Genomic DNA, 14,668 nt, shown 5'->3' with positions numbered 1-14,668 from the left:
GTATCCACCACATCTCTTCCTTCACTAACCTAAAAGTCTGTATTATCACTGATACCTGCATCATCAAATCCCCAGTCCGTCGCACCATGGTCGTCATCAAACGTTATGATCCCGCCTTCATCCGATAACATGAAGCTATGGTCTGTGTGGTTTACATGACATTCATCGGTACTTGATATTGAATCTGACAAAGCTAAGTTGTCATTAATATCTATTAGCGATACAGGCTCTATGAGGGGCTCTGAAATATCACTTTCATCTAAAAGCACGCAAGCAGTTGCTGCAGTCATATCTATCTGCGCTGAGAGGTTCAAAGGGTTGGTCAGTATGTCATCACATACATCAATTGGGGTTATTTCTGTGTCTATATCTTCTTCAATAAATGGCTCTACAGAACAATGGCCGAATAGTTTTAAACTTAGTAAGTCTGTCATAATTGCACCTTAATTTTCGTTTTGGCGCTATTTGACTTTAAGAATTTAAAACTCATTTGCAAACATATTTTTATAAAAACTTTTATCGACTAAAAAGTTTTCAAAGATAAAAAGTGTTGACTGCTTTTATCTATGGCTTTGCTTCTCGTGCAGCGCTAAACACCAGCCTTTTTACGGTTTAATCACAGCTAATGCTGTGCAGGCAAACCATCTTATCTATCTCATAATTCGTTCTCCTTGGCTCTTTGTAGAGCTTGTTCATTAATAAAAGCAAAGATACTCACCCCGCTACAATTCGAGATTGTGTATCTGTTTATTGTCAACGAGATAATCGTACACGCATTATCAAAGATTAATAAAAGTAGATTATGCAGAAAGTGTTATGGTGTTAATTACAAAGCGAAGCGTCATCTCGCATCAAAGCAACCGCTTTGACTGCAATAAAAGCAGTTGTGAAACAACTCAATAAATCGCGTAGTAAGAATAATTGCGAAGCCAATTTTCGAGCGCAGCAGCGCATGTCCGACTGTGGCGGACTAACCCCGCTTTTGTTTTTGTGGAGCAAAAATTTACTGTGAAATAGCGAAGCAATGAAACAGTAAACCTAAAAGTGAGGACACGAACGACTGCCTGCTTTACAAGCAACATGATTTATCAATGCGCAGACTGGCATGGCAAAAGGGGGGTTAGTGCGGCGCAAGCCGGACATGCGCTAAGCGTCAACCCTAGAAGCGAACGCTTCGTGGAGCTAGCTCGTTGACGAATGTCAACATGAGAGCTGGCGTGGGTTGTAAGCGTTTAATCGCAAAGTGAAACCTTTGCGATTAATGAAGTGAAACTTCATATTTAGTTTATCTATAAGTATTTTCATTAGGTGCACGGAAGCGAATGCTTCTCCTAATGAAAAACCGATAATTCATTGCTATGTTTGCAAAATTCGTATCACTCAAACCTTCATATCTCCAAGTAAACAAATCACGATGGAGATAAAAATGACGATAGATAAAGATACTTCAGGTATTACCAACAGTAATGTATATCTGCCCTACTTTGACATCGATATGCATTACAAAAAATATAAAAACCGACGACAACAAGGCCAGGTAAAACTAGAGTGGACAATAAAACATGCAATGCGGTTTGGATTTGTATCAGCGATTGTATGTGCAGAAGTATGGCAAACAAGTAGAGCAAAAACCTTAGAGTTTTTAAACAAGCTCGTCGATATGGGGTTACTTCAAGCAGCTAAAACAATTCGTGCGGCAGATGGTCGCGTCTATGTATTATCATACGTAGGCGCACAATACGCGCGAGAGTTAACACAAATAGACTTCCCTTTTCGCTCAACATCAGAGCCAATACACCAAGTGAATCAAAATTCTATTATGCATGACAGCATTTTAAGCTTAGTTCTTGTGCTTGGTATTCAGAATAGTAATACAGACGGTACACCCAACCCGCTCTGGAAAGCCTATTTGACTGAATTAGAGTTTAAACGCCTTTTTCCATCAAATGATGTAAAAAACATTGATGCGCTAGTATTACTAAACAATAGCGAGGTCGCTGCAATTGAAATAGAGCACTCATTCAAACGAAAACAACAGCATGAACAAAGCATTCTAAAATTTAAAACTGCACTATTTGGTGAGCAGATATTATATGACAAAGTCTTTCTCATAGTAGCATCAGCAAAAATTCAGCAAGACACCCAACGCTTCTACAAGCAGCTACTCAGTGAAATGCCAACACGGTATGACAAAAAGTCAAAACAGCCACTTCTTACAGAAAGTGAAGCGGAGATACTGAAAGAACAAATAATTATTAGAACCAAGTTTATTAACTTGATTAATGATAAGTTTTATTGAAACTGTTACTTGGCGATATACAGAACATTCCGCTTTAGAAAAATTACCTTAATGAAGCACTACTAATGCTATTTTAGCAAATTCGTTTCTGCCCCGAAAATGAGTTAACGCAAATAATCTAAAGATCTATTTTTCAGAAATAGCTAAACATTGAGAATGGCTTTAAATAAGATTTAATTTATTTCCATGCCCTTTAGTATGCGCATATATTCAAGAAAATGAGCAACGAGCGCATTTTCTTTTTTCTGTGTATGTTTAGTGACAATAAAAATATTATAGTTGGCAATGCATTACGTTATTTGTTAAAAATAGATTTATTAATAGATGCGCGTAACATCGTCAGAAATATGCGCGACGGGCACACTATAAAATTGTTAGCACTCTGTGGAGAGTTATGTGATTAGTAGAATATTTCACCCTATTGGACAGGGAGCTTTTTACGCTGAGCTACACAGTGGCTTTAATATTGTTTATGATTGCGGTAACTGGAAAAAAACAACCTTATCAGGACATGTCGTTGGTCAGAGTTTTACAGCTGATGATGTAATAGATATTTTATTTATTTCACATTTTGACTGGGACCATATATCTCGAATAGATACACTCCGGGATACAGTAAAACAGATCAAATGTGTGATTATGCCACTTCTGCATGATGATGAAAAAATATTCATTACTAATATTCATCGTGTTCTAGGGTTTTCATCGAGCACGCTAGTCAACAAGCCCCATAAGTTTTTCGGTGAAGATGTGAGGATTGTTTATGTTGAGTCTTCTGAAAAACAAGAGACGTTGAACGACGATATTCGAGAAATTGACAATATTAGTTCGTCAAGTATAAAAAGTGGTACCCAGATTTCACTTGGACATAGTGATTATAGCTGGATATTCATTCCTTTTAACATAGAAAACCTCAGTAGATCACGATTGTTTGAAAAAGGCATAGTTTCCGCAGGTTTTGATTTGGATAAATTAAGGAATGATCCAAGCTATACAATAAATAAAATAAAAACAACAACTGAAAAAAATAAGATAAAGAAAATATACAATTCAATTAGAGGAAAAATAAACCAAAACTCAATGATAGTTTACTCAGGTTGTCATGAATCGATTGACGCTATCACTCATTGGTCTCATAAAGATATTAACGGATATTGTTATCCATACTATAGGTTTGAAGATGAAGGAACCATTTCCTGTATCTATACAGGAGACGTCGATTTAAACGTCGTGAACTTAGAGTTAGTTTTTAAAAAATATTGGAAATATGTTGGCACAGTACAGATACCACATCATGGTTCCGTAAAAGATTTTGATTCTACGTTCATGACTAAGCCTAGATTATTTTGCCCAATATCTTACGGAAAAACAAACACCTACGGCCACCCATCTTTAAATGTTATTAGTCAAATAAAGTCAAAAGGATGCATTCCATTAAATGTAACCGAAGACTTGGATGCTGGCGCTATTCAAATTATTGAATTTTTTTAGTGCTAACAAGTTGCTGCACTCGGAAAAATTACTCGCTACGCTCCCAATTTTCCGGTGAGCAAAGCTTTATATTTTAAGGAGACTCCGTGGCATATAGAAATAATGATTGGGAATTTCTACTCAGGGGTAATCCTAATGATCTATGGTCCTTATCAAAATCTCAAAGTAGTCACTATTTTCATATTTACGATGTGCCAGATCATTTATTAGATTGCGAAGTGAATGATTACCGCATGAAAACCATTTACTGTAATAACGAAACAGATTTGGAAGTAGTGTGGCAGATCGGATATGAGTTGATCTCACTTTTCAATGGTGCAGCTAGGTTCTTAGATGTTAATTTCAGAAAGATGGAAATTGAAAGGCTTTGGCATAAAGAACAAGACGCTGAATATAGGGCGAATAAGAAACTTATTGGTATGCTTGGGAAGCCTAGCTTGCCACTCCATAGAATCGAAGAGGAAATGAACCGCACAAAGGGTGATGACAGGTTGGCTTTTTTAAAGCTTGCCACGGAGAATGAAGACATCTATCTATTGTTGAAGTTATTTGATCTGGAGCCAAGCTGGATTAATAATTATAAAATTTTGGAAACAGTTGAGTCTTTAGCGAAGAGAGAAGAAATTGATTTAGATGTATGTAAATCAACACGAAAGTCATTTACTAATGTTGCAAACAATTTCTCTATTTCTGGCTTTGATTCAAGGCATGGGTTTAAGCAAATAGTAAAAGAGAATAAGACACCTGTAATGAATTTAGATGATTCAAATGTTTTCATACGAGATATTGCTAAGTCCTACGTGATAAAAAAATATAACAAGTCAAGCCAGAAGGACGCCAGCGGAGCTTGAAGCGTTATGCAACAAGAAGAAGGAAATTACATAGATGCAGTACTTAGATGTAAATGTTAAGACAGCGATAATCGTTCATGGATACGATGAAAATAATAATGAAATTGCAAAAGCGGTGAATGAAGAGCAATACGTAGCAAAGTTGGTTGCAGTAGAGAAGCTGCGGTCTGTTAGTGGCAATATCTTTTAGTTACTGGGTTGCATGGCCGTATGATGTTCTGGGAGTATGACTAGTTAATCGACTCCATTCGGAAAAAACTGGAAGCGGTAGGTGCATCAGTCACATAACAAGCAGCGACAGACAACGCTACGCTCTTTTTGTGTTACTTGCTGACGCTCAAACACTAACACAAAAAAGATTCCGCGCTGGGTGTTACCAATGTCTTTCTTTTATACAGAGCCGTCCTTCGCCTCTAACTCATTATGTCCTGCTTCGAGTTAGTCGGATCTGGGCTTGCACATTTAGCCCAAAATAAGTTGGAGTAAATCATCTAATTACAGCTTTGTGCGAAGTAGGCATTCAAAGTATTAATACATAAATAATCAATTCTGCTTATGAATAAAATGGGCTTCTTGTTGAAACTTTCATAAAAATTTAAGTCACTAATTTCATTGCTTTTTTATACTTATTCTCGTAATGTAATTCTATCTATTTTCATGTAATTAAATTCTCAGTTATTGGGTAGCCTAAATAATTGTAATTTCTTTTGGCTATGTGTAAGTTATCAATAATTAAATTATTAATAACCGTACTTTGATAATTTCGAAAATTGACATATTGATTGTTAACGGAAATTCTTGGTAATACCCCGTTAGAACAAAAAATCGTACATTGCTAATCTCTAACTCTAAAAGGATTCATATGGAACAGAGTAAACTGGAATTGGTTCCTGTAAAAATGCAGGAAGTTGATAATATAAGTATGGGTGTTTTACCAAATGGTGAAACTTTTTTATCTTTACAGGGTTTAGCTAGATTTTGTGGGGTTGCACCAAGTGCGATTATCCAATTGTCGCAAGATTGGCAAAAAGGTGAAGCTCAAACAAAAAGTCGTGGAAAACAACTTGCACAACTAATATCCGAGTGGACTGATTCAGATGAAATACCTGTAAGTTTATATGTAGAAATTGAAAATAGTTATGCTATATCTAGTGTAACCCACGCAGTTCCTGAATCGATAGTAATGGCAATTACTGACTATTATGCCCACTACGCTCAAACAACTAAACAAGAAGCGATTACAAACTATCGTAAAGCGGCTAAGTTAGGGCTAAGAAAGTATATTTATGATCGTTTAGATTATAATGAAGAAGATTTAATTAATGAAAGTTGGAAGCTACTCCAAGAAAGAATATTAAATAATGAAAGCCCTAAAGGGTATTTCACAATGTTTGATGAAGCTACAACTATTATCGCTTCACTTATCAGAAATAATATTGCCGTAGATGATTCAATTATGCCTGATGGCAGCTTGGGCATTCACTGGGCTAAATATTGGAAAGCACAAGGGTTAGAACATAGATTTGGAGCTAGGATTAAAATACATCACAAGTTTCCAGAGTCATACCGACAGTTAGATCCAGAAATAAACGCATACCCGAATGAAGCTTTATCTACTTTTAGAACATGGTTTCAAGACACTTATTTACCCCAAAAATACCCTAACTATGTAAAAGGCAAAATCAAAGATAAGAGTAAAATATCTCTTTTATTAGAAGCTGTTTTACCTCCTTCTTTAGAATCAAAAGCTCTGCCTCAGTAGTTACAACAAATTGCTTAAACGGACAAACAGCTGGCTTTTGCTCTCTCCTCGCTGATTTTAGCCAGCTATATTATTACCGCTTTGCAAAGCATTAGTCGCTCTAATTTTGAAGGTGAATCTTGTCTAATAACAGTACTACAAAAACTTTAAGTTCTGATAAACGCAAACAATTGTTTAAAGGGAAAGAAAAAAAGGCATTAGCTCAAGCTTTAGATATACGAAAATTTGAAATTGATCTTTATTGGAAGAGGGCAACTTATTTTTGGGCTTTTATTGCTGCGACATTTGCAGGCTTTATAGCGATTCAATCATCCACTTCGGCAAATAAAACTGATATGTCAGTCATTTTGAGTTGTCTTGGAGTTGTTTTTTCGTTTGCATGGTTTTGTGTAAATCGAGGAAGTAAATATTGGCAGGAGAACTGGGAAAAGCATGTTGATTTATTAGAAGATGAAGTCACAGGTCCGCTATATAAGGTGGTATTATCAAGGAACCCCGATGGTACTAAAGCTGATAAGGCTCGGGATTTATTAACCGGACCTTCTCCACTGTCAGTCTCAAAAATAAATCAATTAATTAGCTTGTATGTGACAGTTTTATGGTGTTCATTGTTAGTATATTCACTGCCCGAATTTTCTTTCTCTAAGCAAATTGACTGGTTTTATGTTGTAATTGTTGGTTTTAGTATCATCGCGTGTGGTCTGTTTGTATTCTTAGGGAGGTCGTATGGTGGCGGTTATTATCACAACGCAAGCTTAAGAAAATCGAGGGTTAACCCGAGCAACTAACAAGCTGATTTGGCACATGTGGAATTTTGGGTTTGCAATGGTTTTGTGTTTACGTAGTAGTGCAGAGGTGTTTGTAGACTATGCCTCACTACTTAACAGTGCGTTTTCTCCCATTAGAGAATTTAATGCGAAAGTAGCCTAATTACAGCCAACAACCAAAAACGTTTCTGTCCATTGACGAGTTATAAATATAACTCGCCTTTGTCCAAAAAAAATTAGCCTAATTGCTCAAAAGGTCTTCTTCGAACGAACAGCGGACATTGAAAATTTTCTTCTGATAGGGTTTTTATATACAGAATTTACGACTTTCCTCTATATTCAGGAAAATGAGCAGTTTTCTGATATTTACCGCCAGATCACTGTGCCAAATATAAAAATATTTTTGTTAACTAGTAAAAGGTTAGCTAATTTGATAAAACTTAGTAATCAGAAAAGTGAGCTGTTGTTTGCTAGAAATCTGCGCGATTTCTCACTATTAAAATAATTATGTTTACTCGTTCATATGGAGATGTAATGAAGTCTAGAGATTTAAAAACTATTCATGACTTAATTGTCAGTGATTACAAAATTGAACCAATAGGAAATGGCAAGTTTATTCACTCTTTTAAGCCTGCAACAACAAATACTGTTTACCAATTTGAAGCAAATGGGACGCCAGAGGTTGAAGAGGGAGAACGATATAATATTGGCTATTATGATGATGAACATGGTAACAAAATAATTGAAACATCATGTTTATCAAAAAATACTGAAGTCAACCCCAGACTTAGCTACTTATATGCAACGAAATTATCTGAAGGGAAGCATGAAGTAAATAAAGGTAAAAATGATGATCGTGTTAGTCACACAGCTAAGGATGGCTATTATTGGGGTAAAAAATATGCTTGGCGCGAGTTTGGTTTAGCAATATCTAAAGATGCTTTTTTTGCATATTTAAAAGAAATAAACCATCCTAAAGTTGAATGTATTACTCGAAATCCAGATATGGGATTTAGTAATAGTGGTGAGCCTTCAACAGCGTATAAAGAAGAAGGCTTAGCTGATGCTATAAATGCTTTAATTTCTTCAGCGGTTAAAGTAACTAAAGTTCGGTTTAAGTCTCCTTTATATTCTAAGCAATTTGTAATTAAAGGCATAGAAGCTATTACGGATAAAAAGTAGACATAACAAGCAACTAAATGCAGACTCGGTATACAGTCACGCTGTTTAGTTGGGCGTTACCGAATGAATACTCTAAAGCGCTTTTGTCCTAAAAAGTCGACCATATCGTCAATAACTCGACCAAAAACTTCATTAAAAAAAGCGCCCATTGGGCGCTGAGTATTACAAGTACTTCTCTCTTAAGCTCGATTCTACATAGCCTAAAACTTCTGCAAATATGAATGCGATTATAAGTCGTGCATATCCATCGATACCCGAGAATAAGTAACTTGATGCAGCTTTGTAGATGGAAAAATAGTCCACGACCCAAAATCCAACCGCAATAACTACAGATATATAAATTACATTCACAATAACTCGAACTAAATCTAGAACGAACTTTAAGCGTAATGTCTTCACACAGTTTCTCCTGTTTTATGTACTGTGCAAATACATAAGTTTGCTATGAGGAAATTTATACTTAATGAAAGTGACTAAGACCACCTACTTCATTACATTGATTTTTAGACTGAAACAAGTTCTTAAAAAGAAAAAGGGTTAGCCGCATATGGGTAGTAAAGCCCATGACTCAACATACCTATAACTAAACTTAAAAAGGTGAATTATATTGATTCTGTTAATAGTAGTTTTAGTCACTTTTCTACTAATAGAACTCATAGGCTTGAGTTAGAAAAATGCAGAAGCTTCACGCTTATATTTAACCGCGAAAATCATTTACGCTACATCTGCAATCAAAGGATAATAAAGTAAAACCCGATTAGATAATGAACAAACTTTAATGATTGAGGGTTTAGCAACCCTCAATCATTTATTTTAACTTAAATTTAACCACCACAGGCAGGCGCATTAATACCTGAGCAATCTTTGATTGTAACCGTTCCTGTTCTGATAGGGATAAAATAGTTGAAATTTTTTATGGTAATATTAATACTATTTGCTTGAGAAATAGTACCTACTCTAATTCTCAAATCAGCTAGCTCCTTTGCATTTTTAGGAATTATATTTCCATTCTCATCTACAACTTCATTTATTGTTGCTTCAATTTTAATTGGCTGCGAAAGTAATTTAAGAGACACTTTGATATGCCCTCCTGATGACAGCGGTATAATAAACTGATCTGGAATATCAGTTTTAATCAAACCAAAAGCTTTACCAATTGAGATCAAACTTGCTTCAGCTGTTCTCATTGAAGAATAAATACTGTCATTTAGCTGAGAGTTAATTTCAGATTTGCAAAATGCACAATTTACAAATGACCACGCATTTTCAATACCAGTGCTTCCACCAGTTTGTATCTCTATATTTTGGGCGCTTGCATGTAGACTTTGAATTGAACTCTTAACATCTTCTATGTATCTCTGCACTGTGCTAGAAGTTGCTGTTAAAGATGACCTAGGGGCAACCTCTGGTGGTCTTGGTGGTGGAAGTGGCGTTGACTCCAACCAAACTTTGTATGTAGAAATTTCTTTGTTATATAAATCTACAACATGAACCGTTTTAGAATTGCTTGAGCCAAGGTTTGATTTGCTAATGTTGTTCATAGCCCATGAATTTGCTTTAGATTGCCTCTCTAAGCTAGTGCACTGATAACACTCCGCTCCATTATATGTCTTAGCCTCTGAAACAGACGAACAAGCTATTAGAGTTGAACTTAATAACAGCAGCGAACTAATAAATCTCATAAATACTCCACTTAAAATTAATGATATTAGTTATCATTTGTATTCTATATTCCTTGTTGTATATATGTAAATAGTGTTTAAGCAAATTTGGTCCTAACTGAGGGAATTTTACACAAAGAGGAAGGTAGACTGACGATGTACGCAAGTATACCTATACTTTACAACTGTAAAGACATTGCAAATACATTAGTTTGGTCGATGAGAAATCTAAAGAGAAAAGCAGACACATAGTGCCTGCTTCTCTATTTTATTGCTCTGTCATTCATCTGAGTTTGCTGCAACGCATTCGTGCAACTCACACAGCTAACTCTCCCTACAGTTAACTCTTATCGCAAACCGCTTATATATGCGAGCTGACTTCCTAAAGAAGCCAAATCTAGGTCCTCCGCCAGGGTGCGGTGGTAACGACATTTGCTAAGTGATGATTGAGCGTCCTGCTTATTTCAGTCTGTCTCGCACTATTAAGTAAGAAATAAACAAGCAAAATAAGTTTATCCATTACCAGTTTAGTGAAGTGAATTTTTGTTTTTCTTATTAGCGCCACTATTTTAGTTGAGCTAGCATGTGATGGATAGTAGAAATGACATTGCTATCGCTCTAAGGCCATATAGTGAAATCATGCTAAAGTTACGATATGTTATAGTTAACTATTAGTGAAAGCCGCGAACCATATTTTTGCTCACTTTGAATTGGAGAAGTACTATGAATTTTCAGATTGAATACTTAACTTTTCTGGTCCCCCTATCAATGATGATTGGCGGCGCTATTTGGGTATATCTAGATAATAAAAAAGCGAGTGCCAACGAATAGTGTCATTGCAAGTAAGGGCATGACGCTATCTGGTAGTAATATGTTCAAGAAAAAGCGACTCTTTCGAGTCGCTTCAATTAACCATCATTTTCAATGATTGTGCTCCAATGCCACTGCGCTAATTCGAAAAACAAATCAGGCGGCAGTAGAAAGAACTGTTCAAATTCATCAGCCCAGAGCTCGCAGAAATCTTTGATTTGGTCAATGTACAAGATAAGTATGCGATACATACCGCTCCCTTCAAGATACTGACTTTCAAGACTGCTCTCTCGAGCAATTGATTTACTAACACTGACCCCGACGACTTTTCCAACATCATCACGATGGACATATATGTATTGTGAAAAGTCTAACTCAAGCCTGTCTTCGTTAGTGACATTTGCAAGCCATAGGCTCGTCGATGCGTCTTGAAAAGGTGATTTAGACTCTCTTGTGTACTTTCTGACAATTTGAAGTTTTGTTTGGCTCATATTTATCTCCTGTATGTACTTAAAGATAAACATGTTCACTGCAAGCGAATTAATACGAGTTATCGAAGTCAAATTCCAACTGACACTCATCAACAAAGCCTTCACTATCACCAGCCTCATCACTCATTAATAAGTTAGTGTTGCTGCAAAGTAGTAATAATAGTGACCTTAGAAGAGATAACTGTTCATAGCTAAAACTAATTTTGTAGCTACTCGAAAAGCAGTGAAATAACAGCTTCTCTATATCAAAATTATCTTCCGTAAAGTTTAAGTCATAAATAGCGTCATACTCTTGATAAAGGCACTGACTAACTTTCTCTAAAAAATCGGCCGCTACAGCAGCATTAAATTTGTCATTATCCATTTCATTTACTCCTGTTATTAAAATCAAAAATAAGAAGCGGCAGACAATGCAAATTTTGCATAAGTAGCTCGTATTTATTTTCGAAGACAAACTTTTTGGAGATGAATATGACTGACTCAAACGTTGTGGAACTATTTCAGAAGCGACCTGCAGTTGCTAATGATGAAGAATATATTGCTTTATATGAACAAAATGATGGCTACATATATTACGTAAGAAACTATGTAGCCCAGCAGGAGTTTATAGTCGTTAGCGATTCTTTTATGCAGGCGTTACCTGAAGAGATGCGCCCTGCTACGAACGTGTTTTTTAGTTGTAATTTCTACTTACTGAAGCAGTTCAAGCAAGATGTGCAATCGCATATTCAAAACACTGGACAATTTTTATATTTTTATCACTTGTTTGATAAATCAGTTAACGCGTTTTTTGACTCGTTATAACCTAAAGCCAGCCCTGCTGGCTTTTTACTTCAATGATTGCCACCTAAAACAGGTTGATTTCTATCCATATAAACATTAATTTTGGTTACTGCTTTAAAATTAATTAGGGCAAATACACGAAGATGGAAAACACAGAAAAAACACAAAGAATTTAAGCCAATGATTTTTATATGCTAATTGGGTAGATGAATTACATATCACAGTTAATACATTTGTTATTGATGAGTAATGCCATGACACACCTTTAAGCACGATGATGGAGTATTGCCTTTAAAAGCTAATCTAGATTTCAAAAAGCAGCGAAAATTGCAGCCGCGTAATATAGATTGCTGCGAATGAAGTTTCTTTGATCTAGATCAAGTTTAAAAGTAGTTAAGATTCTCCAAGAGCGATATTACAGAACTAATGCACTGGGATTATCTATCGAACCAAGCTATGTGATGAAATAAGTGAGGGGTTTTATGGTGACTAGATGAGTTTTCGGTATGGGCAGAGTCTTAAGGGCATAGCTCGTTTATGGACAAAAGTGCGATAGAGGATTTAATCGTAACGCTCCGCAAGCCTGTTGTAGGCGCGAAGTGGCTAAAATTTATAAATTTTAGCCAGGTAGTGAAAATAAGTATTTAGCGGCTTGTTATGTATTTTCTTTAAAAGAATACTCTTCTATTTCACTTACAGAGCGTAGGGTAATCTCTGGGAAGTCCACACAAATACGCAGGCTATAGGGAGCCTGCGTGTTTGTTTCCCAACGAGCACTAATGAGCGACTAAAGAGGTTGCTTTTAAACCACTTGCTCTGCACTACCTCTCAAGGTTTTTGGAATATAGCGAATTAATTGTTCATAACTTTGAATAGTTAAACGCTGCTTTGGGAACTCATGTAGTTGAATATTTAAGTACTCAGTTTTTGAAACTGGTTTAGCCATACGCTTCAGAAAGCCCGGAGTACTTTCTGAAAACAAACCACTTTCTAATGTAACAGCCGAGATTTCTTGCCAGGGAATAAACAGGTTTTTATGACCAAACTTAAAGGGAAAAAGCACTCTTAAATAAAGCCCCCTGTTATTTGCTGCAACCTTTAAGATTCCGTTATGTCGTATTTTACCAATATACCCACTTCCAATTCGGAAGCTTTCTTCTAAACTCCAGTCATTATTTTTTCTGTATCTTTTAGCTAAGTTTTGCCAGCCACTTTCTTTTCCTAGTCCATAACAAACTCCAAACCAACCAACTACAAAAACAACATAAAACCAGTTTGAAGTGAAAAAAGACGATAAAACTGTCTGAGAGTAGATCACATACTCTTGAACTAAAGGAGATATTTCACCTCCAATTCCCACGTAGATGAATAGAACAAAAAACGAAAGAAAAGAAATAGTCCAAATCAATCCAATAAATTTAAAAACAATCTTCATACTTTCCTTGTGTCCTAATCAGCTTGCGGGCGACATAATTTTTTATATACGAGTTTATTACAACCTATCAAATTTCATTACTCTTTAAAACTCACCAGAATTAGAGCATTTATAGTTGCTACCATTTAAACCTCCGCCTTTGATCTTAACGAGAGTTTTGTCTTCGAAATAACACGTATTCAAAGTGGACGTGAATATAGCCTCACCTCTGAAATGATTAAAACCACCATTAATGGAGGCACCATTTTCAGTCATCTGTGATATTGCAGTTACAAACTTTAATTTTCGAGACAAGTGCAGAAATCTTCCATAAGTATCAAGGCTTCGATAAGGGGCTAAAAATTGTTTGCTAAATGTTGAGGAGCCAAAACAGCAAACTGTTTTTTGTCCTTGTTTATTAGATTGTTAGGGCTACTTTTACCCAAATGGTGATTTAAAGCAACTACGTTTATACTCTTTAATTGTTATATCAGCACTGAAGAGACTTTAAGGCTTAATTTAGCTTCGCTTACTAACTCTTCTGAAAGAGCCAAGAATCTGAAGCTGATATTTAGTTCAATGTCTGCGCCCATTTGGTCTGTCCCTAGATGCATAAGAATTTGATAGTGCGAGTTACATATTTTTCTGCTTATTCGGAATGCGAAAAGGCTACAGCAATACGCAGCTTTAATTTGTTATGCAACTTCCAACCACAAATCAATATTGAATTCCTTTAGGTGTTTTTTAATTGCACCAATTAGATTAATAATTTCTTGTTCAGGCATTACTTGGGCTTTGATATAAATATCGCTATTACCCTGACCATACTTGGATATCCACTCATCGGAGAAGATGGTATCCGTATAACTTTGAATCTTAGTTTTCAGAAGTTGTTCGTGATACTCACAATCCCTTAGTGCACTTGACAATACAATAACCAAATCGACACCACCATCTTTTCTTTCTCCAACGATATCGATTTTATCTAAGTTCTCAATAGGGTCATCCATGTTCAGATTCCTTAAGTTACGTGATATTCAAGTCTTTGTGACATGCGGTTTGTCAGGCAAGAGCAAAGCAACTGGTTTTGTCAGCGCTTTTAATTTGCCTTGCTATATGCAAGTGACACAAATTTCATTATGTCATCTAGCAATATT

14 protein-coding genes are annotated in these 14,668 nt (G+C 35.9%); 8 read left to right on the top strand and 6 right to left on the bottom strand.

Translation table 11 applies throughout. The annotated features are described in order from the left end of the window. Positions 1-29 precede the first annotated feature (29 nt). Positions 30-434: a hypothetical protein gene (locus WA256_RS13700; RefSeq protein ID WP_335992311.1), complete on the bottom strand. Its 405-nt coding sequence runs from the start codon at positions 432-434 to the stop codon at positions 30-32. Positions 435-1,426: 992 nt separating this feature from the next. Here WA256_RS13700 and WA256_RS13695 point away from each other — a divergent pair. The 7 genes from WA256_RS13695 (at position 1,427) to WA256_RS13665 (ending at position 8,352) form a co-directional block, all read left to right on the top strand. Beyond that, on the top strand, positions 1,427-2,299 hold the full coding sequence (locus WA256_RS13695; protein WP_335992308.1) for a hypothetical protein: 873 nt from the start codon (positions 1,427-1,429) through the stop codon (positions 2,297-2,299). Between the two features lie 396 nt (positions 2,300-2,695). Beyond that, positions 2,696-3,790, top strand: a complete 1,095-nt coding sequence (locus WA256_RS13690; protein ID WP_335992305.1) for a hypothetical protein — start codon at positions 2,696-2,698, stop codon at positions 3,788-3,790. Positions 3,791-3,876: 86 nt separating this feature from the next. After that, positions 3,877-4,641: a hypothetical protein gene (locus WA256_RS13685; RefSeq protein ID WP_335992303.1), complete on the top strand. Its 765-nt coding sequence runs from the start codon at positions 3,877-3,879 to the stop codon at positions 4,639-4,641. Positions 4,642-4,675: 34 nt separating this feature from the next. After that, positions 4,676-4,831 (top strand): hypothetical protein, encoded by a 156-nt coding sequence (locus tag WA256_RS13680; protein WP_335992301.1) that lies wholly within the window; start codon positions 4,676-4,678, stop codon positions 4,829-4,831. Positions 4,832-5,503: 672 nt separating this feature from the next. After that, the gene (locus tag WA256_RS13675) at positions 5,504-6,403 is read left to right on the top strand and encodes a hypothetical protein (protein ID WP_335992298.1); all 900 of its coding nucleotides are present in this window, start codon (positions 5,504-5,506) and stop codon (positions 6,401-6,403) included. A 119-nt stretch (positions 6,404-6,522) separates the two neighbouring features. Further along, complete coding sequence (locus WA256_RS13670) at positions 6,523-7,191, top strand: RipA family octameric membrane protein (protein WP_335992296.1); 669 nt, start codon at positions 6,523-6,525, stop codon at positions 7,189-7,191. 513 nt (positions 7,192-7,704) lie between these two features. Further along, positions 7,705-8,352: a hypothetical protein gene (locus WA256_RS13665; protein ID WP_335992294.1), complete on the top strand. Its 648-nt coding sequence runs from the start codon at positions 7,705-7,707 to the stop codon at positions 8,350-8,352. Between the two features lie 824 nt (positions 8,353-9,176). Here the strand turns inward: WA256_RS13665 and WA256_RS13660 are convergent. The 3 genes from WA256_RS13660 to WA256_RS13650 form a co-directional block, all read right to left on the bottom strand. Continuing rightward, positions 9,177-10,034, bottom strand: coding sequence for a hypothetical protein (locus WA256_RS13660; protein ID WP_335992292.1), 858 nt, complete (start codon positions 10,032-10,034; stop codon positions 9,177-9,179). An 887-nt stretch (positions 10,035-10,921) separates the two neighbouring features. Next, positions 10,922-11,314 (bottom strand): hypothetical protein, encoded by a 393-nt coding sequence (locus WA256_RS13655; protein WP_335992289.1) that lies wholly within the window; start codon positions 11,312-11,314, stop codon positions 10,922-10,924. 49 nt (positions 11,315-11,363) lie between these two features. Then, positions 11,364-11,678, bottom strand: a complete 315-nt coding sequence (locus WA256_RS13650; protein ID WP_335992287.1) for a hypothetical protein — start codon at positions 11,676-11,678, stop codon at positions 11,364-11,366. A gap of 107 nt (positions 11,679-11,785) precedes the next feature. On the opposite strand from WA256_RS13650, the gene WA256_RS13645 reads away from it, so the two are divergent. Further along, positions 11,786-12,118, top strand: a complete 333-nt coding sequence (locus WA256_RS13645) for a hypothetical protein (RefSeq protein ID WP_335992284.1) — start codon at positions 11,786-11,788, stop codon at positions 12,116-12,118. 781 nt (positions 12,119-12,899) lie between these two features. Here WA256_RS13645 and WA256_RS13640 read toward each other — a convergent pair. Both WA256_RS13640 and WA256_RS13635 read right to left on the bottom strand, forming a co-directional pair. Continuing rightward, positions 12,900-13,532 (bottom strand): hypothetical protein, encoded by a 633-nt coding sequence (locus tag WA256_RS13640; RefSeq protein WP_335992281.1) that lies wholly within the window; start codon positions 13,530-13,532, stop codon positions 12,900-12,902. Positions 13,533-14,206: 674 nt separating this feature from the next. Beyond that, positions 14,207-14,521, bottom strand: coding sequence for a DUF6572 domain-containing protein (locus WA256_RS13635; protein WP_054562606.1), 315 nt, complete (start codon positions 14,519-14,521; stop codon positions 14,207-14,209). Positions 14,522-14,668: the final 147 nt, after the last annotated feature.

The organism is Pseudoalteromonas sp. CH_XMU1449-3 (assembly GCF_037027245.1).
Taxonomy (GTDB): Bacteria; Pseudomonadota; Gammaproteobacteria; order Enterobacterales; family Alteromonadaceae; genus Pseudoalteromonas; species Pseudoalteromonas shioyasakiensis.
Note: the sequence above shows the minus strand (reverse complement) of the source record. Positions and strands in the feature narration are given on the sequence as shown.

Coding starts and splice junctions, on each gene's coding strand:
- WA256_RS13640 (WP_335992281.1), bottom strand. CDS start 13,532: ATGAAGATTGTTTTTAAATTTATTGGATTGATTTGGACTATTTCTTTT.
- WA256_RS13700 (WP_335992311.1), bottom strand. CDS start 434: ATGACAGACTTACTAAGTTTAAAACTATTCGGCCATTGTTCTGTAGAG.
- WA256_RS13660 (WP_335992292.1), bottom strand. CDS start 10,034: ATGAGATTTATTAGTTCGCTGCTGTTATTAAGTTCAACTCTAATAGCT.
- WA256_RS13695 (WP_335992308.1), top strand. CDS start 1,427: ATGACGATAGATAAAGATACTTCAGGTATTACCAACAGTAATGTATAT.
- WA256_RS13680 (WP_335992301.1), top strand. CDS start 4,676: ATGCAGTACTTAGATGTAAATGTTAAGACAGCGATAATCGTTCATGGA.
- WA256_RS13635 (WP_054562606.1), bottom strand. CDS start 14,521: ATGGATGACCCTATTGAGAACTTAGATAAAATCGATATCGTTGGAGAA.
- WA256_RS13665 (WP_335992294.1), top strand. CDS start 7,705: ATGAAGTCTAGAGATTTAAAAACTATTCATGACTTAATTGTCAGTGAT.
- WA256_RS13675 (WP_335992298.1), top strand. CDS start 5,504: ATGGAACAGAGTAAACTGGAATTGGTTCCTGTAAAAATGCAGGAAGTT.
- WA256_RS13650 (WP_335992287.1), bottom strand. CDS start 11,678: ATGGATAATGACAAATTTAATGCTGCTGTAGCGGCCGATTTTTTAGAG.
- WA256_RS13645 (WP_335992284.1), top strand. CDS start 11,786: ATGACTGACTCAAACGTTGTGGAACTATTTCAGAAGCGACCTGCAGTT.
- WA256_RS13655 (WP_335992289.1), bottom strand. CDS start 11,314: ATGAGCCAAACAAAACTTCAAATTGTCAGAAAGTACACAAGAGAGTCT.